Source organism: Vibrio sp. Vb1755 (genome assembly GCF_033338635.1).
Lineage (GTDB): Bacteria > Pseudomonadota > Gammaproteobacteria > Enterobacterales > Vibrionaceae > Vibrio > Vibrio alginolyticus.
Map to the genome: position 1 here is coordinate 127,397 of NZ_JAWOTA010000007.1, position 22,359 is coordinate 149,755.

The window sequence follows — 22,359 nt, forward strand, 5'->3', positions numbered from 1 at the left end:
TCTAAATTGTTCTTAATTAATCTGATGTTGCAGTGTTTGAATAGAAATTGAAAACTGATGTTTGAGGTGATGAAAATCAATCTTACCCTCTAACTTGTTAGAAGAGCTGTATTGAATCTCAATGATCTTTTCACCGTCGCTATCAAAGATGGCGCGAGAATTATTTTTATCAATAATTCGCCACCTTACCTCATTTAACGATCCTTCCCAAGCGGAACTCGGCCAGAGCGTGATCATCAGGTTAAATAATACCTGTTCTGGCTGCGGTAGCGAACCTTGTAAACCGTTGAGCACTTCGGTTTGAATTTGTTCTCCATCGTAAGACAGTGAGAGTACTCTTGTCCCCCAGGATGAAAAGCCTGCCAACACCACTTCGTTGTTGGTCACTTGCAGTTGTACCGGAAGTTGCTCAGATGTGGTTTTACCATCTATTGCCCAAGAAGCCGTAATTAACTGACTGGCAGACAACTGATAGCCCAAGCTTGCGGGAGTGGGTAAGCTAACTTGGGTGTGCTCGTCAATGTCGACCTGAGGCGTCGATTGGTGAGGTACCAAGCTGCATGCACTTAATAACAGACTCAGTGCGAATAACGTCGCGCAGCGAAAGGCGTGATTGAAAATCATGACGTCGTTTCCTCTGTTTTAATTGCAATCGGAGAGAGCAGCCAAGCGACAAAAATACCACTTAATACCGTAATGCCGAAACTATGAATCGCGTGAGTTTGGCTGAGTGACAGCAACCCAAATGACAACACAGTGGTCATTGCCGAAAGGGTGATCGCCAATAGTGTACTCACACTGCGGGCTTTCTCGGCAAAGAACAGAGTGTAATCGATCCCGATACCAAGAATGAGCACCAAGCCAAGCAAGTTGAACAGGTTTAATGTTGTTCCCATCGCGACAGCAGTTGCCAGACCGCAGGCGCAAGCAATCAATGATGGCAGTAAAACTCGCCAACTGTGTTGCAGACCGTACCGCTTGATTAACACCAGAAAGATCACAGTACTGGCGGCTGCCAACAGCTCCATGATTTTGATTCGGTATTCACCAAATAGGGCGGAAATTTCTTCTGCTTTGTTTAGGTAGACAACGTCAGGCTGCGATTTGGCAAAAGACTTAACAACGGCGGAGTCTTGCAATTGGTTTAACACCACTACCGTTGCCGATTTTCCTTTAATTTTACCCAAATGGAGAAAACGCACAGGCGCTGATACTGGGTTTTGCAAGTACTGATCAACCGTGACAGGGATAAAGTCGGCGTCCATTTTCGGCTTTTTATTTAAGCCCAGTCCGGATGCAAGTGGGCTGGATTGTGTCGCGTAAAGGTCGTGAATCAATTGATAGTCGTGTTGCTGACGTTCAACTGAGCTCAAGTAGCGGCTCAGACTCTGGTAGCTTTCGATGGTGCTGTCCGCTTTCCACGCTTCTAATGTTGGCGTCAAAGACTCCAGTTTTTTCATTAGGTTTTCGTCATCGTCGGCGGTAACGACCAACATTTGCTGCGAAGATTGCATGCCACTGAGCGTCGTAATCAAGGTTTCTTGCTGCTTGAGATCGTTCGGCATCGTTTGCAGCAGACGAATGTCGTCATCGTAGTTCAATTGCAGCAAGAAAAAGCCACTCGCAACCACACATAACATCGGTAATCCGACTTTAATTCGAGGTTGATTCCAAAGCGTTAACCATTTCGCCAACAGTGATTGTCCCGGTAAATTCGAAATGGAGCGCGATGGGTTACGAGCCAGTATCGGATACCAAGCCACCACTGTGATGTAAGCGGCAATCAGACCAATGGATGAAAACAGCGCAAGCTGCTGCAAACCAGGAAACGGTGCCACTAACATGCCCAAATAGCCGATCAAACTGGTGATTAAGCCCAGTGTGATAGCGATGAAAATATGCTTTAACCCTTGCTCGCTATCCCATTCATTTCCCGCCGCAAGACGTTCCGTTAGGTAGTGGAATGCGTAGTCGATAGACACACCGATTAAACTTGCGCCAAACACTAAGCTGAACAGATGGACTTTTCCAAAAATCCACGTCGTAACGGACAGCGCAACGAGCAAACCAATGGTGATGGAAAGCAGTGCCAGAGACAGTGGCATCACACTACGAAAGACCAATACGAACAATGCAATGATACCGAGCAGAGAGAACACACCGATGGTACTGATCTCCGATTTGGCACTTTGCGTACCAAAGTCGGCGTAAAATAGAACGCCAGTATGTGCGACTTCAGCGCCATATTTCTGCGCGACGCTTTGTTCTAGCGCTTGAATATCAGGGACGGCAAGCTGCCCAGTTAGGCTATAAGGCGAGTCTTTTAGCTCGGCAGTAATAAGCAAGTATTGAGCACCGTCTTTTTCGACGGATAGATAGCCGTTATCCAATCGGAAAGAGGACGATTGCTGAGTAACTTGGCTTAAATAATCACGAAATAGCAAGAACGGGTCATTTTGTAACTCTTGCCCAGTCACCCCAGAAAACGGGTTGTACAGAGACTGAATCACATGCTGCACTTGCTGTTCTGGATTTTGGCTTAAACGCTCTCGTTGTTCAGGCGTCAGCAATTGGAAGCGGTGCTTAAAGTAGTAACTCGCCCAAGCTTGCTGTTCTTGAGGTGAGATTTTCCCCACCACATCGCGAAAATGATTACTCTGACGCAAACCCTTATCAAATTCAGCGGCCGTTGCAAAAAGGGCGTTTTTGTCTGGCGCTGTGATCACGAAAATGACTTTGTCGCTCATACTTGCCGAGACCGACTCAAAGGCTTGCTCAGCCACCGGGTTTTGTTGGTTCTTAGGCAGCAGTTTTAAAATGTTGGTCTCAATCGGAGACTCTGCACTCCAAACCCATTGTTTGAGTAGCAACGCGCCCGCTAAAACAACGAGATTGAGCCAAACAATAGCAAAGGTGTGAGTGCCGAGACTGAGTTTAGAAACGGAATTGAGCGTCTTCGGCATCCGTGAGTTCCTGAGGTAGAGAGGTCTGGTTCGTAAACGTGATTTCGGTCTTATCGCCACGCAGCTCTTGTAGGGTTAGGCGATCAATGTGCGTTTTACCGGAAAGAGTGATGGATTGAAACACCGCATTTAATGGCGACTGTTTGGGCACTAAAACGAGCTGCCACTGATTGTTCTCAACTGAAAAATCGAGTGTGAATTGTTCTTGCAGTGCAGAAGTATCCCCGTGGAACACGGATAAAAACACATGGCTAAAGTAGAACGCCATTGGGTTTTCTTGTGCAGAAATCGTTTTCGGAGCTTGGTCGGCAAAAGTCTGACGAAGTTTGTTTTCCGTCAATACCAAATTGACTGCGAAAGGTTCAGTTTGTTGCCACAACAAGCCATATGTTTTGCTCAGTGTGAACTGACCTTTAGAGGTTAAAGGTTGACTAAACATTTCCAGATGACGCTGCTGCGTAAAATCTCCGCGTACGATTTCATGCTGAGACAACTGCTGTTGAAGCGATGCCAAATCCGTTACATTTGCTGTAGGTGTGGCCAGTGCTGGAACAGAAAATATCAGCAAAAAAGAGAGTAACCACTTTTGCATTAGTTCAGGCTCCCATGGTTGTGCCATTGCTCTACTTTATCTAAAAAGACTGCTGGAGACACAAAGCACATCTCTTGCTTTTCAATGGATACGGCGACTTGCGTTGTATGCGCTTTGCACATACGTTGATTCGTTTCGGCGTCGTAAATCACGTAATCCACACGTAAGCGGTTTTCCCACTCAGTGAGTTGCGCGGTAATACGAATGGTGTGATTAAACGGAATCGCCTTCACGTATTTAACGCGCGTGTCGATGATCGGCCACATGAACCCAGAGTCTTGCATATCGCGATAGCTGTATTGGATCTTCTCCATCAGCACACGACGCGCTTCTTCAAAATACCGAAAGAAGTTGCCGTGATAAATCACGCCCATCGGGTCAGCATCTTGAAAAGAGGTGACCATAGTCACCTCCGCTTCTAATGGGTAGAGAACCTGCTCTTGCATTATACCTCCACGTAGAGTGGCCAATGACGTTGCTGAATGCGTTCAATGAAATGACGCAAATCTTGTTCCAATGGGCGATCTTCAATCACAACTTCAAACTCGCTCAGTACGGCGTCACGAATTACTCGCAAACTCTGACTCATGTGGTGTTCGTCCAATTCGTTATGACGGCGACGAATCTCAACCGCTTGAACGCTTGCTAGGAGTGAAGCCGCAGCAACTTGCTCTGTTAACTCAAGTACGCGTAAGCAATCACGAGCCGCAATGGTGCCCATGCTCACTTTGTCTTGGTTGTGACACTCGGTTGAGCGAGAAAAAACGCTCGCTGGCATGGTGTTTTTCAACGCTTCTGCCGTCCAAGCTGAGATACCAATCTGAACCGCTTTAAAGCCGTGGTTGATCGGTTTACGCTCGCCTTCTGCACCGGTTAAGTTAAACGGCAGGCCGTTATTGAACTTGTAATCCATCAATTGCGCCATCTGACGATCCAGCAAATCAGCTAAGTTGGCAATGTTCACTTTCAACGTATCCATCGCCATTGCGATATGACCACCGTAGAAGTGACCGCCGTGCAGAACGCGCTCGTTGTCGCCATCGATAATTGGATTGTCGTTGGCACTATTTAGTTCATTCTCAATCAATTGACGTAGCCAAGGCAGTGAGTCTTGCACCATGCCAATTACGTGTGGCGCACAACGCAGCGAGTAACGATCTTGCAGTCGGTCGCTATTGCGTGGCGGACGTTCAGCATTGAGATCATCACGCAGCCAAGCCGCAACTTGCTGTTGACCAGGGTGAGGTTTTACCGCAAACAACGCTTCATCAAAGTGGAAGTCATTACCTTGCATACCCACAGAGACCATCGCGGTAATCTTGGTGCAAAGCTGCGCTAGGTATTCTGCGCGTTTGTAGGCAAGACAGGCGAGGGCAGTCATCACGGATGTACCGTTCATTAACGCCAAACCTTCTTTTGGTTTTAGGCGAATTGGCTCAATGCCCAGCTCTGCAAACACTTCTTGTGTTGGTCGCACATCGCCTTTGTAAAGCACTTCACGCTCGCCAATTAAGGTCGCCGCTAGGTAAGACAGAGGCGTTAAATCGCCACTTGCACCCACCGAGCCTTCTTGTGGAATACGCGGCGCAATGTCGTGGTTGATAAGCGTAACGATTTGGTTCAACAGATCGTGAGACACGCCAGATACGCCTTGCGACAATGAACATAAACGTGTCGCCAACACCGCACGAGCTTGCTCATGAGAAAGGATTTGACCTAAGCCACAGCCATGGAAGCGCGTAAGGTGCAACGGAAGTTCATCCACAAGAGCAGGTGGAATCGCCACAGTACATGAATCGCCGTAACCCGTAGTCACGCCGTAAATAACGCCTTCTTCTTTCAGTAATCGTTCCAGAAACGCCACGCCACGATCAATTTTCGCGGTAAATTCTGGCGAGGTGTTCATGTTTGCCTTTGCACCTTGAGCAATGGCAACGACATCTTCGATGGTTAAAGATTGGGCACCAAAAGTGATGTTGTGATTATTGTTGTTTGTCATGTGGCTGATTACTTAAAGTCCAGAAGTTAAAAAAGTTGTACCACTGTAACGGCGCTTGCAGTGTGTGGTGTTCTAATCTTTGTGCGTACTGTTGAACAACGTGTTCTAGTGCCTGCTGACGCTCCTTGCGCGGTAGCGTGATTTGGTCACTAAAGTGTTCAAAGTACACATTAAAATGCGGAGTGTTCGCTTCATCGTCGCGTAGGCCGAAGAGTAGATAGACCGGCGCTTTTAATACCGAGGCCAGCATGAATGGGCCTTGCGGGAATGGTGCAGGTTTACCAAGAAAATCTGCCCAAACGACACGATTTTCTTTGCTGGTAGAAGTGCGATCGCCAACGATCACCACCCATTCGCCTTGCTCGATTTTTTGTTGAAGCAGAATCGCGGTGTCTGGTCCCATTGAGCTGACTTGAATCAGATTCAGTTCCGAATTTGGGTTTACCGCCTTCATTACCGCATTAAATTGTTCAGCGTGTTGGGTAAATACCAAGGCATTGATTTTGACATGAGAGTGTCGACGACCAAGCGCACGGCAGAGTTCGATATTGCCAAGGTGCGAGCCTAAAATGAGTACGCCTTGTTTTTTCTGCGCCATCTCTTCGAAATGATGCTGGCCGTGAATGGTTAGGTTATCGACGTTAAAGTCACCTTGCCATGCTGCCAGTTTGTCGAGCATGGTTCGCCCAAAAGAAAGCAGATGATGATAGCTGTCCAACTGTTTTGGTAGTGCGATGCTCTGCTGCGTTGCGTAGTACTGCAAGTTTTGCAGGTAAATCTCAGACGCTTCACGGGCAGATTTACCCGTGAAGTGGTAGTAGCGCATGACTAATTTTAAAATCAGGTCAAACGCTTTTCTGCCGAACAAGCGGTAAACCGCGAGTAAGGTTTTGATGCCTAAAATCGTGCCTTGTTCTTTTCGTTTCGACCAGTGGGCATTACTGTCATCTGTGTTTTGGCGCTTTCTGGCGAGTAGCGAAGGAATGCGCGGCAACATGCCAAAAAATAGGCGAGTGTGCATCCAGCTTATCTTGACGTTATCCCACAATGCGTCGAAGTGGGAAATGCCACCTTCAGGGTAGATCACGCGCGTTGGAACAAAATCAATGTCGACGCCTTCCCAGTACATTCGCACTAGAATTTCGATATCAAAATCCATGCGTTTGCCGATACTGTACTTGTTCAACACGGCGACCGTTTTCGCCACTGGGTAGGCGCGAAAACCGCACATGCTGTCTTTGATAGACAGTGACAAGGTTTCTATCCACACCCACACGTGCGTAGCGTAGCGACCATACAAACGGGATTTAGGTACGCTCTCGTCGTATATCGGTTGGCCCGAAATCAGGTTATCTGGTTTTGTTTCGCTGGCGCTGAGCAATTTCGGCAATGCTTCTAGGTCGTGTTGACCGTCTGCGTCGATTTGAATGGTGTGCGTAAAACCAAGTTGGTGAGCTTGATGTAGGCCTGCCATCACCGCGCCACCTTTGCCTTGGTTTTCACTCAAACTAATCAGTTTTATCAGCCCTTGTTCACTCAAAGCAGAAAGCGCTTGTTTGGTGTCTTCATTGCTGCCGTCGTCCACGACCAGCACTGGCAAAGCGAAAGAGGATAACGATGCCACCACGTCTGCAATTGTGCTGCCGTGGTTGTAGCAAGGAATTAAAAAGCAGGGGCGATAATCACTCACGTGACTCACCCAGTTTCATTTTTCCTGACGAGTGAGTCACCAAGGTTTCACCGTTTGTCGATGTGTACTTAAAGGTCAATTTCTCGCGCTCATTGTCCCAAGAGAGTGAGAGGCAAACGTCGGCGTTTGGCAGAATCGGCTCTTGAAATTTGATGACTTCCATTCCTTTAAATACCTTGGGAGTATTCAAATGTTGAAGGGCGTAGAACAGCGCCCAATCAATTTGAGTGACGCCGGGTAAAAGAGGGAAGTGATTGAAATGACCTTGGAAATCTAAGATGTCAGCATCCACTCGCAGCGACAGCTCTGTGGTGTGGTCACTCACTTCAATATTCTGAATAGTTGGTTTTCTTTTTTCCATGTTACTAGCTTTATTGGAATAGTTTTTCAATTTCAGCAACTTGGCGTTTGCCTTGGCTGTTCAATGGAATTTCGTCGACCACTCGGAATTTTCTCGGGATAGCGATCGGTTCTAGCCAATTACGCAGTGCCTTGCGAAGCTCAAGCCAAAATTTGCCTTTACCAAGTTCATTAAGCACATCGCTGCCTTGATCGTTAAGTACGATGATCGAGACTAACGTGAGGCGACCAGATTCTTCCATTGGGATCACCACGCTTTCTTGAACCCACGGCAATTGCTCTAAACGTTTTTCCACCTCGACAAGGGAAATACGCTTTTCTTCGACTTTGACGATTCGGTCAGTGCGTCCACGCAATTCAAAAGAAATACTATCATGGAAATAGCATTCATCCGCAGTTTGGTACCAAGTGTTTTCATCAATGTGTGGCGAGCGGAGCTTTAAACAATTTTCATGGTTAAGCTCGGCTTCAACACCAGGGAATAACGTCCAGGGAGTACTGGCTTCGTGCTGCTGACGGTAAGCGATGCCGCCGGTTTCTGTGCTGCCAAAAACTTCAATAGGAAGTGACCCAAACAACTGCTGGCTGTGCTGCGCCGCTTGGTTTGGCAAGGGGCCACCAGAAGAAAATACACACCGAATCGCAACCGGATCGTGCTCTTCACTGAGTCGTTTAAGTAACGCAGGGCTACTTACTAGCGTGGTGTCAGCATCGGCGTGATGGACAATTTGCTCTGGGAACTCTAGGTTGTGTGCTGAAAATGGACGTGCAGAGCACAAAGGCCACAATACGCGGAACAGCAAGCCGTAAATGTGTTGATGAGAAACGGTGCTTTCAACGCGTGTGTTGGCAACTGTGTCGCCCCATAGGTTATCTAGAATAGAAACTTCGATATCGAGCTGTTTAAGCGTTTTTGCAATGGCTTTTGGTGTGCCGCTTGAACCCGAAGTGAATAGCGTTACCGGTATTTCCGCTAGGTTTAATTCTCGCCAAAAATAAGGTTGTTTGGCCTCTGGCTCGTTAATCACGGTGGTTTCTAGCAATGATTGAGCTTCGATCAAAAGCGAGCTCACCAGTTCTGGAACCGAGACATCGGCATCATGCAGCAACAAATCGTAGTGCTCACTGAGCTCTTTGAGTGCTTCTGGTTGGTAATTACCAGGTAATACAATGGATTTTCCTGCATAACAACAAGCAAAAAAGCCAACGGCAAACAGGTAGCTGTTGCCAAAACACAACGCAATGTTTTGCGTTGGTTGGGTTTCTAACTGCTGAGCAAGTGTTGCGACGTGCTGCTGGAAATCACCCCACGTGATAACCGTGTCGCGCTCGTAAGAGACAGGGGATTGCTCAGACCTCTCTGCGATGAACAAGGTCGCTAGGGAGGTAAAGCTCGAATACGTTGTATTCATACGATTAGTGTTCCTTTCGAACAAATTGACGCACGATCCATTCTCCAGCGAACAAGCCACCAGCAAGTAAGTAGCTGATGAGGCCGTTATAAAGCGTCCATATTTTTACTGGTAGGAAACTGGTATAGAGTGCAACAGCAGCGTTGAGCGTAAAAAAGGCGCACCAAACCATCGTCACTTTGCGAGTGTAAGTCACGCCACTAGCCGGAAGGTCGGGTTCTTGCAAGCGAGCAAGCCTCTCTATGATCGATTGCGGCTGTTTTAAGCTCAGTCCAAATACACACAGCATACATACATTGACAACGACAGGGTAAAACTGAAGCCACCCATGTTGTTTAAACACCATGCCAAGCGTAATTAGGACAATGCCAACAGCGCCCGTAACGAGCGCCAAGAACTTAAACTCTTTTAGTGGGGTCTTATTTGCGACGAAAACACGCAAAAGTAACGCAGCAATTAACAAGCCCCCAACTAAGTTCAAGCCAAATTTATCTATACCGAAATAGACGGCGAAGGGGTAGGCAAACAGTACAATTGCAGACAGACCAGTCAGCAATTGGCGCATTAACTTTCCTTCAATAACTCAGTAACAGCGTTAACCACATCGTCGACGGTTCTTACTGTACTAAACTCTGCCGGCTTGATTTTTTTGCCAGTGACATTCTGTAGGTGTACGACCAAATCAACGGCGTCAATGCTATCAAGATCGAGATCTTGGTATAAGTGCGCATCTGATTGAATGTCGGCTGCATCAATTTCGAACAGCTCAACAAGCGCATCTTTAACTTGTTCAAATACTTGATCTTTATTTACATCAGTCATGAATATACCTACAACTTATTCATTAGTTTGAGAAGAAACGTATTTCGCTAGATTTGCTACAGACGCAAAGTGTTCGCGCGTATTTGAGTCGTCGGCATCAATAACGATGTTGTATTGTTTTTTTATTGCGAGTCCAAGCTCAAGCGCGTCGATAGAATCTAAGCCAAGTCCATCACCAAAAAGTGGTGCATCCGTTTCAATATCATCTACGGTTAAATCTTCAAGGTTTAAAGCATCAATAATAAGTTGCTTAATGTCGTTGTGTAACTGTTCCACTGGGACCTGCTTATTAATAAAAGTTTTCTGGAAAAATGTTTTCAGCTAGGTGCTGTTGTAAGCGTCGCGCCGCTATTGTCGGCGACGTAGTTTGCTTTATAAAGGGGGTAATCTCAACTTTATCCTTAACTTCAACCCTGAAAAAGGGCTTTGTTGCCGGTACTTGATACCATTTTTTCTCTTTTGTGAGGAAACTTGGCGTTACCGTAATATGGACAACTCTTAAATCTCGTTCTGTTCTTACCGCAATTTGTGCTGCACCGCGTTGTAATTTCGGCTCTACACCTGGTGTTGTTCTTGTTCCTTCAGGAAATATAAGCAACACGTTGCCTTTGTTAAATCGTTCATCACAAAGTGCTAATAAATCATCCGGTGCTTCATTGGGAATATATCCGGCTGCTTTTACGATGTGCTTCATAAAAGGATTCGACCATATTGCCGATTTTACTAAACAGTCGCAGCGATTTAATTGTGAAGCAATGAGAACGTAATCGATTAAACTAGGGTGGTTGGCAACAATTAAACAATTACGATCTTGTTGAAGAATATCGGCACCAATAATTTGATAATCGATTGCGCCACTTAGCTTCATCAATTTACAAAATGTGTTGAATGAATATCGAATCGCACCCTGAACTTTATATTCGCGTTCCGTTTGGTCTGAAACAAAAATACGAATGGTCGGAATAACAATGAAACTCAGTACTAAACCACCTAACCCAAATACTGAAAAACAAAAGCCTGTTGCTAGCACACGCCAATACTGATTTAAGCGAGTCATTTTTTGTGCCATTCCCAAGCTTGTTGCGGAGCGAAAATAGTCCACTGGCTTTTATCTAACAAGTATTGTTGCAAAAATACTAAACCTTGAGGAAGAGGATGACCGGAACGTTCTGCGTTTATGGAGCTTTGTATCGCGAACTTGTCTCCATGAGAAAGTATTAAACCAAGTCCAAACCCTTGGTATTGTTGGTTTTCATATTCTAAATAAGAGTCAGGCATAGGCTCATCAAAATCAACAAGCAGTACTTTTTTGTCAGGATTGTCGGACAAAAACAGCCATGCTTCTAATATTGCGCTTTGGAATGTGTTTTCTGCCGCAGCGATAGAAGTTAGGGGAATGGGTTGTTTAGTTGCGATAGTGGCAAGCCCTGCGGCGGTATTGTGCACCGATTGAGAAAAAGCCATCGGAGACGCCTCTTCTCCATTAATTATATCTTCAACTAGTGCGACGCTGCGATGCAGTTCACCATGACGGCTTGAAAATACAAGGTAATCAACTTGATGTTGATTAAGCATTTCGATTGCAGTTTGTACCGCCAGTTTACTGAGTGGGCTCATTCTTCTGCGCATCATCGCAGGAATATTTGCAACATTGATTTTGCCATCTTCTGGCCATTTTATCTCTGTTGCCCATTGTTTCCATTCATTGGATTCGGATAAACCGAATGAATTCGCTGTCCACGCATCAATATTGAACGAAATGTTGATCTTCGAGTTTGGCATATTGGGTTAAATTGTTTATTTTACAGCTCGATACAAATTGGGGTTGACCCAAATTCACAATAAAAAGGAAATTATCATGTCGCGTTTTAAGCTGTATGTCTCGTTATTATTAACTTTGCTTCTTGTTGGTTGTGGACGAGTACAACCTGTAATGAATGTGGAGGATACTCCAGTTGCTTATGATCTTCAAAATAAACAAGTAAAAATGGCCATAGTGCAATCAGCAACTAACCGAGGCTGGACGATCGAAGAAGTAAGCCCTGGTGTTCTTATTGCAAAAATCCACGTTCGTAAACACTCTGCAGAAGTAAAAATCCCATACAATAATAAATATTACTCAATTATTTATCTCAACTCAGTAAATCTCAAAGCAAGTGATGGCAAAATCCACCGCAATTACAATCGTTGGGTAAACAACTTGAATGTTGATATTCAGCGAGCTATTGCATTGTTGGGCAATCAATCTCAACAATAAAACTATTAATTGCAGTTAGGTTTTTCCGTGTTAAATCAAAATAATGACCCTTTTAATGCTTTTGAGGCGAAGACAGAAGCTCAGAAGTTATCTTTTGCACCAATCGTGTTCCAGACTGCTAGAACGCTTCGAGATTTAGGTATTTTAGCCGCTTTAGACAGCGCTGGCGCACAAGGCATGAGTGCCACAGATATTGCCGAGAAAACGGGAGTATCAGAATATGGTGTTAAAGTACTGTTGGATATGGCGATTAGTGCGCATATTGTTTTATGGGAACGACCTAACTATTCGCTTGCAAACCTTGGTTTTTACCTTCTTCATGATGGTATGACGAATGCAAACATGGATTTTACGGCAGATGTTTGTTACGCCGCGATGATGCATTTGACGGAAGCAATTCAAGAAGGTAAACCGTCAGGTTTGAAAGAGTTGGGCAATTGGGAGACCATTTATCAAGGTCTATCGACGTTACCAGAACAAGCCAAACAGAGCTGGTTTAAGTTCGATCATTTCTATTCGGATCGCTCGTTCCCACTTCTGCTTAAAGAGGTATTTGCAAGCAAGCCAAAGCATCTTGTGGATATTGGCGGAAATACGGGAAAATGGGCGATTCAGTGTTGTAAACATGACCTTGACGTTCAAGTGACGATTGTTGATTTACCGCAGCAATTAGAAGTAGCGATGAAGAATGTTTCAGAAAACCAGTTCGTCGAGCGTGTACGTCCATACCCTGCAAACATGCTTGATAAAGCACAAACATTGCCTGGACACGCTGACGTATGGTGGATGAGCCAGTTCTTGGATTGCTTTTCCCCAATTGAGATCCTCAATATCCTTAAAAAAGTTAAAGCCCAGTTAACGAAGGGAGATACTATTTACGTATTGGAGCTGTTTTGGGATGCTCAAAAATACGCGGGAGCTTCCTATAGCCTTAATGCCACTTCTCTTTATTTTACCTGTTTAGCTAACGGTAATAGTCGCTTTTATCGCAGTGATGATTTCTTAGAAATTGTCGAAGCGGCAGGTTTATCTGTCGTTGAAAGAACCGACAATATTGGCCTTGGTCATACCTTATTAAAACTACAAGCAAACTAAATTCAGAATGAAAACAGAGCTCAAGCAAGTTGTTGTCGTAGGAGCGGGGCCATCAGGTTCAACCGTTTCTGCGTTATTAAAATCGCGTGGCATAGATGTTGTTGTCTTAGAAAAAGCGACTTTTCCACGTTTTTCCATAGGAGAAAGCCTACTCCCTGCATGTATGGAAGTGGTTGAACAAGCAGGAATGACTCATGCAGTAAAGCAGTTTGGTTTCCAGTATAAAGATGGTGCTGCATTTCGTCGTAATGGCGTATACACCCAGTTCGACTTTACAAACAAATACACACCAGGACCGGGCACGACGTTTCAGGTTCAACGTGCCAACTTTGATAAATTATTGGCAGATAGCGCTGAAGAGCAAGGCGTAGAGATTCGTTATCAGCATGAGCTGCTCAACCTAGTGTTTGAAGGGAAAAAGTCTCGATTAGAAGTGCTCGACTCAAATAAGAAGGCTTATCAAATCGAAGCAGATTTTGTGCTGGATGCAAGTGGCTTTGGGCGTGTTTTGCCACGCTTGTTGGAGCTAGAAGAACCTTCTTGTCTTCCGCCTAGAAAAGCGATCTTTACCCATATCGAAGATCATATCTCTCCCCAAGAGCCGGAATACGATCGCAACAAAATTTTAATTTCAGTTCATCCTGAAAATCACGACGTATGGTACTGGCTAATCCCATTCTCTAATGGTACCTGTTCGTTTGGTGTGGTGGGTGAGCCAGAATTTTTCGAACAATACCCAGAAGATAAGATTGCAGCGTTGCAGCAGTTAGCCAATGAAGAGCCGGGTTTGGCTTCTTTGTTGCGAAATGCGAATTACCCGAATCCAGCAGGCGAGTTGGGTGGCTATTCTGCTAACGTCAAACGTTTAGCGACAGAGCACTACGCGTTGCTTGGTAATGCAGGTGAGTTTCTTGATCCTGTATTTTCATCGGGTGTCACTATCGCCATGAAATCGGCAGAGTTTGCAGCGGACTGCGTGGTTCGTCAGCTGAATGGTGAAAAGGTTGATTGGCAAGAAGAGTACTCGCAACGCTTAATGGTGGGAGTGAACACATTCCGCACTTATGTGGAAGGCTGGTACAACGGCACGTTGCAAGATGTGATTTTCTATCAAAAACCGAACCCACGTATTAAACAGATGATTAGTGCGATTTTGGCTGGATATGCTTGGGATACGAATAATCCTTACGTAAAACAAAGTGAGCAGCGTTTGTCGACGCTTGCAGAACTGGTTCGGGAAGCTGAACTGTAAGAATATACATTCGCTTATCCGAGAATCAGTAAACCTAGGTCTTACCAAAAAATTGGTAAGACCTTTTTAATGCCTCTTTACTTTTACTTCTAGCGTGTTGGAGACACATTGACCACTTACATCGGTGTGTATCGAATTTGAGAATTTTTATGGTGACATTGATCACATCTAGGATTCCTGTTGCTGATATTTATATTAAATTTGTAGGAAATGGATTACATTCTGGGAGTGTTCCCTACATCCGGCTTCGTTGTGAAAACGGTTTATAAGCAACTGTATAAGTTAGTAAAGTTCCAAAAACTACATCAAAAAAAAGACAAGTTTCTTACCAAATCAATTCGCTTGGTGAGTTCGAGCCATCGACTACGCCAAACGCTTCCTCTACTTTCTAAAATTGTCGAAGAACACGACGCATCAACGGTCTCTTCGATTGCAGATCCCGAGAACGCGGTCGCGTGGGGAGGTAAAGTTTCTCCAGAGTTCAAATCTAAAGTCATTCGTATTAGTAAAGAGCTAAAGATCAATCCTAATCATCTTATGGCGTGCATGGCATTTGAAACTGCTGAAACTTTCAGTCCAAGCATCAAAAATGGTTCCGGAAGCGGGGCTACAGGGTTAATTCAATTTATGCCTTCTACCGCAGAGTCATTAGGAGTGAACACAAAGACTCTTGCGAGAATGAGCGCGCTTGAACAACTTGACTATGTGAAAGCGTACTATTGGCCCTATCGAAATAAAATTAATAGCTTAGAAGATGCTTACATGGCCATTCTCTACCCTGCTGCGATTGGTAAACCGCCGTCTTTCGTTTTGTTCAGACAAGGCTCAATTGCCTATCGACAGAATGCAGGTATCGACCGCCACAAAACGGGGAAAATCACGCTTAATGATGTTTCCTACAAAGTGAGGAAAAAATTAGAAAAAGGTTTGCAGCCCAATTTCATGGGCTAAGATTGTGTCATGTTCCTAGTTTTTCGCGCATGAATCCTTCTGTTACTTCACGGGGATTCTGATACACTACGCGCCCATTTCCTCTGTTGAGACCTTTCTATGCCATTTTCTAAGCTTGGTTTAAGCGCATCGATTGCTGATGCAGTAAAAGCGCTAGGTTATGAAAAACCCACTTCTATCCAACAAAAAGCCATTCCAATCGTATTGCGTGGCCGCAATTTAATTGCAGCAGCGCAAACGGGCACAGGTAAAACGGCCAGTTTTGTTCTGCCAATCTTAGAAAAGCTTAGTCGAGGCGAAACGCAACGTAAAAAACGCGCTCGTGCGATTATCCTAACGCCAACACGCGAACTTGCGCTTCAGGTTCATCAAAGTATTGAAGCTTATGGTAAAAACTTACCATTACGCTCAATGGCGATGTTTGGTGGTGTGGATTATGCACCACAAAAACAAGCCTTGATCGAGGGGGTCGATATTGTGGTAAGCACGCCTGGGCGCTTGATTGATCTGTACGGTCAACGCGCGATTCACTTTGATGAAGTGGAAATGCTAGTGCTTGATGAAGCCGACAAAATGTTGGATATGGGATTCATCGATGCGATCGACAAAATCGTCGACTGTATGCCAGAACATGTGCAAAGTTTGCTGTTCTCAGCGACGTTATCTAACCCTGTTCGTGACTTGGCGAAAAATGCGATTATTGATCCTGAAGAGATCACGATTGCAAAGCACAGTGCCTCAAAATCAAATATTAAACAGTGGATCACGACCGTCGATAAAGACATGAAGTCGTCGCTGTTAAGTCACTTGCTTAAAGAAAATGACTGGTCGCAAGTACTGGTATTTATTGAAACTAAACACGGCGCAGCCAAACTGGTAAGCCAACTTGAGAAACGTGGCATTGTGGCAGAAGCATTCCACAGTGGCCGTAATCAGCGTGTTCGCCAGGAATTAATAGAAAAGTTTAAAGCGGGTGAAATCCAGTACTTAGTCGCAACCGGCGTTGCTGCGCGCGGTATTGATATTGATAATCTGCCAGTTGTCATCAACTACGATTTACCTTACCCAGCGGATGAGTATGTACATCGTATTGGTCGTACAGGTCGTGCTGGCGCGAAAGGTGAGGCGATATCACTGGTTTCAAAAGACGACTTTAAGAACCTCTGCATGATTGAAAGTCGTTTAGGGCACTTGCTAGAGCGAGTGGAAATTGAAGGTTTTGCGCCAAGAAAGCCAGTACCAATTTCAATTTTAAATTACGTGCCTAAGAATAAACGTAAACCGCACGATAAGCGCGAATCAAAATAGCCAGTTTATCCCATGATCTAAAAGCCGCATTCTTGCGGCTTTTTGCGTTTTAAGGCATCCAATTATGTAGCCATCGCGACGGTTTCTATTCGGTAATGAGGAAAAAAGTTAATCAGTGTCATACGCTTAACACGTAAAGTGAATCAAGGTGCGTTAAGCTTTTGTCAATTATCTGTCCGCAGGTTTGCACAAGGTAAGGAATGGGCGCAAACTTTTTTGCTTGCTAATGAATGCATAATAAGATGGGGCACAAATGAAAACAGGTGATAAGCAATTCGCCGTTATTGGTCTTGGCCGATTTGGTTTGGCAGTGTGTAAAGAGTTACAAGATTCAGGCGCTCAAGTTTTAGCCGTTGACATCAACGAAGACAGAGTTAAAGAAGCCGCCAGTTTTGTTAGTCAGGCGGTTGTGGCTAACTGTACTCACGAAGAGACGGTTGCTGAGCTCAAACTTGATGATTACGACATGGTGATGATTGCCATCGGAGCGGATGTCAATGCCAGTATTCTTGCGACATTGATTGCTAAAGAGGCGGGAGTAAAGTCAGTATGGGTTAAAGCCAACGACCGCTTCCAAGCTCGTGTTCTGCAAAAAATTGGCGCAGACCACATTATCATGCCTGAGCGTGACATGGGGATACGTGTCGCGCGTAAAATGCTCGATAAACGGGTTCTTGAGTTCCACCCATTAGGCAGTGGCTTAGCTATGACGGAGTTTGTGATTGGCTCTCGTTGGATGGGTAAGACACTAAGTGATTTGGCTCTGTGCAAAGTCGATGGCGTGCAAGTGCTAGGGTTTAAACGGGGCCCAGAAATTACCAAGGCACCTGACCTTAATACCACACTAGAAATTGGTGACCTAATTATTGTGGTCGGCCCTCAAGATGCGCTCGCAAATAAATTAAAATCGCTATGACGTATTTTCATCAGAAAGGTGTTTTTTACGCACCAGATGGTAAACAAGAGAAAGCGAAAGGCAACGAACCGCGAATTATATTGCTCAGTTTTCTCGGTGTTTTACTGCCTTCTGCGGTATTGCTAACCTTGCCAGTTTTTTCTGTCACGGGCCTGTCGATAACGGATGCTTTGTTTACCGCAACGTCCGCTATTAGTGTGACAGGGCTTGGTGTTGTCGATACTGGGCAACACTTTACGCTTGCGGGTAAAATCTTGCTGATGTTTTTAATGCAAATCGGTGGGTTGGGGCAGATGACGTTGTCGGCGGTCTTACTCTATATGTTCGGCGTGCGTTTGAGTTTGCGTCAACAAGCGCTGGCGAAAGAAGCATTAGGGCAAGATCGGCAAGTCAATCTAAACCGACTAGTAAAGCGGATTGTTGTTTTCGCGCTTGTTGCAGAAACGGTCGGGTTTATTTTTCTCTCTATCCGCTGGGTCCCTGAAATGGGCTGGCAGACTGGTATGTTTTACGCCTTGTTTCATGCAATTTCTGCATTTAACAACGCTGGGTTCGCGCTGTTTTCTGACAGTATGATGAGCTTTGTGAATGATCCGTTGGTTATCTTTACACTGGCGGGGCTATTCATTTTTGGCGGGCTTGGTTTTACTGTTGTGGGTGACATCTGGCTAAACTGGCGCAAAGGTTTCCACTTTTTGCATCTTCACACCAAAATCATGCTGATTGCGACACCGATATTGCTCTTAGTCGGAACGATGCTGTTTTGGTTACTTGAGCGAAGCAACCCAAACACAATGGCGTCTTTACCTGCAACAGGGCAATGGTTGGCGGCATTCTTTCAATCTGCGAGTGCTCGAACGGCAGGGTTTAATAGTGTTGACTTGGCGTTGTTTACCCAGCCAGCCTTACTGGTCATGATTGTTCTGATGTTAATTGGAGCGGGTTCCACCTCAACGGGGGGCGGTATTAAAGTTTCCACATTTGCTGTTGCGTTTATGGCTACGTGGACCTTTTTACGCCAAAAGAAACATGTGGTTATGTTTAAGCGAACCATAAATTGGCAAACTGTGACTAAGTCATTGGCAATTATCGTTGTGAGCGGAGCCATCCTGACAAGCGCAATGTTTTTATTGATGCTTACCGAGAAGGCCAGCTTTGATAAAGTTATGTTTGAAACCATTTCCGCATTTGCCACAGTGGGGCTCACCGCCGGTTTGACTGCGGAACTTTCTGAACCTGGTAAATACATTATGATCGTGGTGATGATCATTGGTCGTATTGGGCCGCTCACGCTTGCCTACATGTTGGCACGTCCTGAACCTACCTTGGTCAAATACCCAGAAGACGCCGTTCTTACAGGTTAATATAGCGTTAAACAATGGCTGCGCGACCATTACGAGCATTGATTAATAGCAGTGCTCGTACATTTATAGAATATGTGGAATGTTGCCCAGTTTTACCTATAAATTCGTAGAAGTTCATTTCTTCTTCCTTTCGTTTCGATACTATTCATTCACTCAATTTATATTCTCAGAAGCTACGCTCATAACAGCGTTTTGGAATCCGACGCTTTTGTAGTGTGACACCAAACTACGTCGTGTTATCTGAGCGAATTGATACCAGCCTTCGTCAATAGTCACTCAGTCTTACTCTATGCCCATAGGGTTACTTTGTGTTTGTTGTGCTTGGTATTAATTAACGAATCGAAAAGATGGAGTCGTACTTTGAAATTCAACACACTCGCCATGGCTATGCTAACTGCGCTTCTTGCAGGGAAGAGCATGGCAACTACTCCGCCATCACCGGTTTGGCATACTATTGCGTTGAGCGATGGTAGTTCCAGTGAGGCAATTCTACGTGGAACGGCAGATTTCCACTGGTTTGAAGATAAGCAGGGCAATGCCTTACTTCAGGAAGACGGCGTTTGGTTTTTCGCGCGGATTCAGCGCGAGTCAGACACGCCAATATTGATCTCGACAGGTGTGGTGAAAACGCAGTCGAGTGAGCCACCTGAGTCGGCGAGGTTTCGCCCGGATTTACAAGTTAAACCGCAATTATCTTCTCTAAAAACCATTGAACCGATGGCACGAAAAAACCTACTGCGTCCGGCGCAAGGTTACCAGGCGATGAGCAGTTCAACGGTGAAGCAGCAGCCCCTATTGGTTGTGCAAGTTTCGTTTGATGACCAAGCAATGGTGCACGATTTTGAGCAACGCGTATTTAATACCAATGGTCAAAGCGTTGTGGATTACTTTGATAAAAACTCTCAAGGTAAATTCAAAGTTGTTCCTGCACTTGAGAGTTACGGCACCGCCAATGACGGTGTGATAGATGTGACTGTGGCACAAAGCCACCCTAACTGTCACTCTAGTTCTACTGATAAGACATGCACCGCCAAGTTGAATGCGGTTTTCACCGAGGCTTATCAAAAACTGGATCCATACTTTAATCTTTCGGCCTACGACAGCAATCAAAATGGTACCGTAGAACCGTCAGAACTCTCTGTCATGTTTATTTTTGCGGGGGGCGATCGTTCAACAGGGGTTCTCAACCGTCCTGCTATTTGGCCGCACAAATTCTCTCACGATGATGTCACACTAGATGGTAAAAAGATCACAGACTATTGTGTGTTCGCTGACTATCAAGTTGATCATCAAGCGACCTTGGGCGTGATCGTACACGAGCTTGGCCACTTAATGCTTGGCTTACCGGATTTGTACGCAAGGAACAGTGATGCCTCGATCGGCTCTTGGGGCGTGATGGGTGGCGGTTCATGGGCGCAGAAACCGGGAGATTCATACGCTGGTGACACTCCGGTGAACATGAGTGCATGGAGCAAACACGCTGCTGGTTTTGTTGTACCAACGGTAACTCATGAAAGTCCAGCGCCTATTTCTGTGAACAACGACGATGTCAAGCTGGTGTATCTCGACCCGTACTTGAAAGAGTTTGGTCCACGTATTTACTTGGAAAATCGCACCTTTAGCGGTTACGACCGAGCATTGGCGGCTGAAGGTATCCTAGCGACGTCGGTCAATGTCCAGAACCGCTTTAATGATGTTGGCGCGATGCAGGTTCAAATCATGCAGGCTGATGGTCTGAATGAGTTAGAAAATGATGGTAGGAGTGACGCTGACGATTTGTACCCTAATGGTGGCGATGTCATTTCAGATACATCGGCCCCGGGTCTGAGAACGATCACAGGGTTTGATACTGGGGTTCGTATTTCCAACATTGCCAGCAACACCAACGGTGGTAGTTTTTCTCTTGAACATACAAACGAACCAAATAAGTCAGCATGGCTGAACTCTCTTCACCAAGGTTATGTGTACGCGAGTGGGAGTAACACTCTGGCGGTGTCACTGGACTTGAATAGTGATACAGAGCTTGATGGCCTTCAACTTTATGCGCAAAGAGATAGCGCTCAAAGTGACATGACTTATCGAGTTTGGCGATTCCCATTTTCTGGAAACATTGGCTATCGATTAATATTGAATCAAAACAACGCTGAGCTTTTACAGCAAGGTAACTTCCAAAAGTCATCTCGAATTTTATTCCCCCAATCAAGCCAATTGAGTGCGGGTCAGCACTTATTGGTCGTTGAATTGGAAGGCGGTCAATTTGATGCAAACTTTGACTTCGGCCGCTTGCTAAAAACTGAAAAAGCCTCCCTACCTGTAATGTGGACTGGTGATTACAGTGAGATTGGCACGTTTGGTCTAGAAAAAGCCGGGTTCTCTTATATTCCGTTTGCAGCATTATTAAATGTGGATGCGAGCAACTTGGTTGAAGCGAAATCTGATTCGTTACAAACCAATAAAAATACGCCAATCAAACTGAACCTGATGGACAATGATTTCATGGCGGTAGGGTATCAGTTCAATGTGGACATTGTGCAGAAGCCTGAGCACGGCACCATCTCTGGTAACCAGTACCAACCTGAAGCTAACTTCGTTGGTCTGGACACTTTCCAATATCGTTTGTTGTCGGTTGATGGTGCGTACTCATCTTCAATCGTGAATGTGCAGGTGGAAGTGCTTGGCAGCAACGAAGCGCCAGTGGCTGTGATTGATATTGGTAGTAAAGACATGACGGTTGGGCAGCGAGTCACGTTGTCTGCGTTAAATAGTACGGATGCTGATGGTGATGTGTTGAGTTATAAATGGGAGCAGTTGGCTGGCACTTCAGTTTCTCTTGGCAATGCAACCAGTGTTAGCACAAGCTTTACGGTGCCTCAAGGTGCAAAAGCGGGTGAGGTTCTGACATTCCGTTTAACCGTGACTGACCCTAGTAATGAAACGTCCAGTGCTACCGTCGATTTAACCATGAAAAACGCAGCGCCAGTTACGCTTGCAGATACGGCGACCGTTGCCGTTGGTGAAAGTATTCTGATTGATGCAGCGAGCAATGATTCGGATGTGAACGGCGATAAACTGGTTGTAGAAAGTGTACAGAACGTAACGGGTGTGGGAAGTGCGAGTGTAGAGAAGGGCAAAATCCGTTTTCAAGCACCGGATAGCCCTACTGACGGCATCAAGCTGCAATATACGGTTTCAGACGGTCATGGTGCCACTGCTACGGGTGAAGTTATCGTGACGGTTGTTGCTTCTTTGAAGACAACGACATTCAAGAACTCAGAAGGTAGCGGCAGTGTTTCTTATTGGGCTTTGATGTTACTTGCAACATTAGGCTGGCGACGTCGCGTCTAAAACGGTATTGAATTGCGGTATAAGCCACTCACA

The 22,359-nt window shown here is 45.4% G+C and carries 21 protein-coding genes; 8 read left to right on the forward strand and 13 right to left on the reverse strand.

Annotation, left to right across the window (positions count from 1 at the left end; genetic code table 11):
* Nucleotides 1–12 precede the first annotated feature (12 nt).
* From R7E00_RS09085 to R7E00_RS09145, 13 genes are read right to left on the reverse strand one after another with little or no spacing between them, the layout of a single operon-like run.
* A complete protein-coding gene (locus R7E00_RS09085; RefSeq protein WP_158173734.1) occupies nt 13–624 on the reverse strand; it encodes a DUF3261 domain-containing protein in 612 nt (203 codons plus the stop codon).
* Nucleotides 621–2,963 (reverse strand): MMPL family transporter, encoded by a 2,343-nt coding sequence (locus R7E00_RS09090; protein WP_136976364.1) that lies wholly within the window; start codon nt 2,961–2,963, stop codon nt 621–623. Before R7E00_RS09090 ends, R7E00_RS09085 begins: the two co-directional genes overlap by 4 nt.
* Entirely contained in the window at nt 2,935–3,555 is a 621-nt protein-coding gene (locus tag R7E00_RS09095) for a LolA family protein (RefSeq protein WP_069494696.1), read from the reverse strand. Before R7E00_RS09095 ends, R7E00_RS09090 begins: the two co-directional genes overlap by 29 nt.
* Entirely contained in the window at nt 3,555–4,001 is a 447-nt protein-coding gene (locus R7E00_RS09100) for an acyl-CoA thioesterase (protein ID WP_262606282.1), read from the reverse strand. The genes R7E00_RS09095 and R7E00_RS09100 overlap by 1 nt, the downstream gene beginning before the upstream one ends.
* Entirely contained in the window at nt 4,001–5,554 is a 1,554-nt protein-coding gene (gene hutH, locus R7E00_RS09105; RefSeq protein WP_262606283.1) for a histidine ammonia-lyase, read from the reverse strand. The genes R7E00_RS09100 and hutH overlap by 1 nt, the downstream gene beginning before the upstream one ends.
* Nucleotides 5,538–7,244 carry a glycosyltransferase family 2 protein gene (locus R7E00_RS09110; RefSeq protein ID WP_182039297.1) on the reverse strand — a complete coding sequence of 569 codons (1,707 nt, stop codon included), beginning with the start codon at nt 7,242–7,244 and terminating at the stop codon, nt 5,538–5,540. Before R7E00_RS09110 ends, hutH begins: the two co-directional genes overlap by 17 nt.
* Nucleotides 7,237–7,605 carry a 3-hydroxyacyl-ACP dehydratase gene (locus R7E00_RS09115; RefSeq protein WP_262606284.1) on the reverse strand — a complete coding sequence of 123 codons (369 nt, stop codon included), beginning with the start codon at nt 7,603–7,605 and terminating at the stop codon, nt 7,237–7,239. The genes R7E00_RS09110 and R7E00_RS09115 overlap by 8 nt, the downstream gene beginning before the upstream one ends.
* Before the next feature lie 10 nt (nt 7,606–7,615).
* A complete protein-coding gene (locus R7E00_RS09120; protein ID WP_213893655.1) occupies nt 7,616–9,016 on the reverse strand; it encodes an AMP-binding protein in 1,401 nt (466 codons plus the stop codon).
* 4 nt (nt 9,017–9,020) lie between these two features.
* Nucleotides 9,021–9,581: a hypothetical protein gene (locus tag R7E00_RS09125; protein ID WP_256896796.1), complete on the reverse strand. Its 561-nt coding sequence runs from the start codon at nt 9,579–9,581 to the stop codon at nt 9,021–9,023.
* Nucleotides 9,581–9,838 (reverse strand): acyl carrier protein, encoded by a 258-nt coding sequence (locus R7E00_RS09130; RefSeq protein ID WP_025766966.1) that lies wholly within the window; start codon nt 9,836–9,838, stop codon nt 9,581–9,583. Before R7E00_RS09130 ends, R7E00_RS09125 begins: the two co-directional genes overlap by 1 nt.
* Nucleotides 9,839–9,853: 15 nt before the next feature.
* Nucleotides 9,854–10,114: a phosphopantetheine-binding protein gene (locus R7E00_RS09135; protein ID WP_005382278.1), complete on the reverse strand. Its 261-nt coding sequence runs from the start codon at nt 10,112–10,114 to the stop codon at nt 9,854–9,856.
* A 13-nt stretch (nt 10,115–10,127) separates the two neighbouring features.
* On the reverse strand, nt 10,128–10,895 hold the full coding sequence (locus R7E00_RS09140) for a lysophospholipid acyltransferase family protein (protein WP_005388305.1): 768 nt from the start codon (nt 10,893–10,895) through the stop codon (nt 10,128–10,130).
* Nucleotides 10,892–11,620: a beta-ketoacyl synthase chain length factor gene (locus tag R7E00_RS09145; RefSeq protein ID WP_017819930.1), complete on the reverse strand. Its 729-nt coding sequence runs from the start codon at nt 11,618–11,620 to the stop codon at nt 10,892–10,894. The genes R7E00_RS09140 and R7E00_RS09145 overlap by 4 nt, the downstream gene beginning before the upstream one ends.
* A 76-nt stretch (nt 11,621–11,696) precedes the next feature.
* Here R7E00_RS09145 and R7E00_RS09150 point away from each other — a divergent pair, with 76 nt between their 5' ends.
* The 8 genes from R7E00_RS09150 (at nt 11,697) to R7E00_RS09185 (ending at nt 22,326) form a co-directional block, all read left to right on the forward strand.
* Nucleotides 11,697–12,095 (forward strand): hypothetical protein, encoded by a 399-nt coding sequence (locus R7E00_RS09150; protein WP_005382272.1) that lies wholly within the window; start codon nt 11,697–11,699, stop codon nt 12,093–12,095.
* A gap of 27 nt (nt 12,096–12,122) precedes the next feature.
* Entirely contained in the window at nt 12,123–13,190 is a 1,068-nt protein-coding gene (locus tag R7E00_RS09155; RefSeq protein WP_182039293.1) for a class I SAM-dependent methyltransferase, read from the forward strand.
* A gap of 7 nt (nt 13,191–13,197) precedes the next feature.
* Nucleotides 13,198–14,442: an NAD(P)/FAD-dependent oxidoreductase gene (locus R7E00_RS09160; protein WP_262606285.1), complete on the forward strand. Its 1,245-nt coding sequence runs from the start codon at nt 13,198–13,200 to the stop codon at nt 14,440–14,442.
* Nucleotides 14,443–14,652: 210 nt separating this feature from the next.
* A complete protein-coding gene (locus R7E00_RS09165; protein ID WP_080960101.1) occupies nt 14,653–15,393 on the forward strand; it encodes a transglycosylase SLT domain-containing protein in 741 nt (246 codons plus the stop codon).
* Nucleotides 15,394–15,492: 99 nt separating this feature from the next.
* Nucleotides 15,493–16,701, forward strand: coding sequence for a DEAD/DEAH box helicase (locus R7E00_RS09170; RefSeq protein ID WP_005382264.1), 1,209 nt, complete (start codon nt 15,493–15,495; stop codon nt 16,699–16,701).
* Between the two features lie 253 nt (nt 16,702–16,954).
* On the forward strand, nt 16,955–17,617 hold the full coding sequence (locus R7E00_RS09175) for a potassium channel family protein (RefSeq protein WP_005388291.1): 663 nt from the start codon (nt 16,955–16,957) through the stop codon (nt 17,615–17,617).
* Entirely contained in the window at nt 17,614–18,981 is a 1,368-nt protein-coding gene (locus R7E00_RS09180) for a TrkH family potassium uptake protein (protein ID WP_203346033.1), read from the forward strand. The genes R7E00_RS09175 and R7E00_RS09180 overlap by 4 nt, the downstream gene beginning before the upstream one ends.
* 360 nt (nt 18,982–19,341) lie before the next feature.
* Nucleotides 19,342–22,326, forward strand: a complete 2,985-nt coding sequence (locus R7E00_RS09185; RefSeq protein WP_318124427.1) for a M6 family metalloprotease domain-containing protein — start codon at nt 19,342–19,344, stop codon at nt 22,324–22,326.
* The last annotated feature ends 33 nt before the right edge of the window (nt 22,327–22,359 follow it).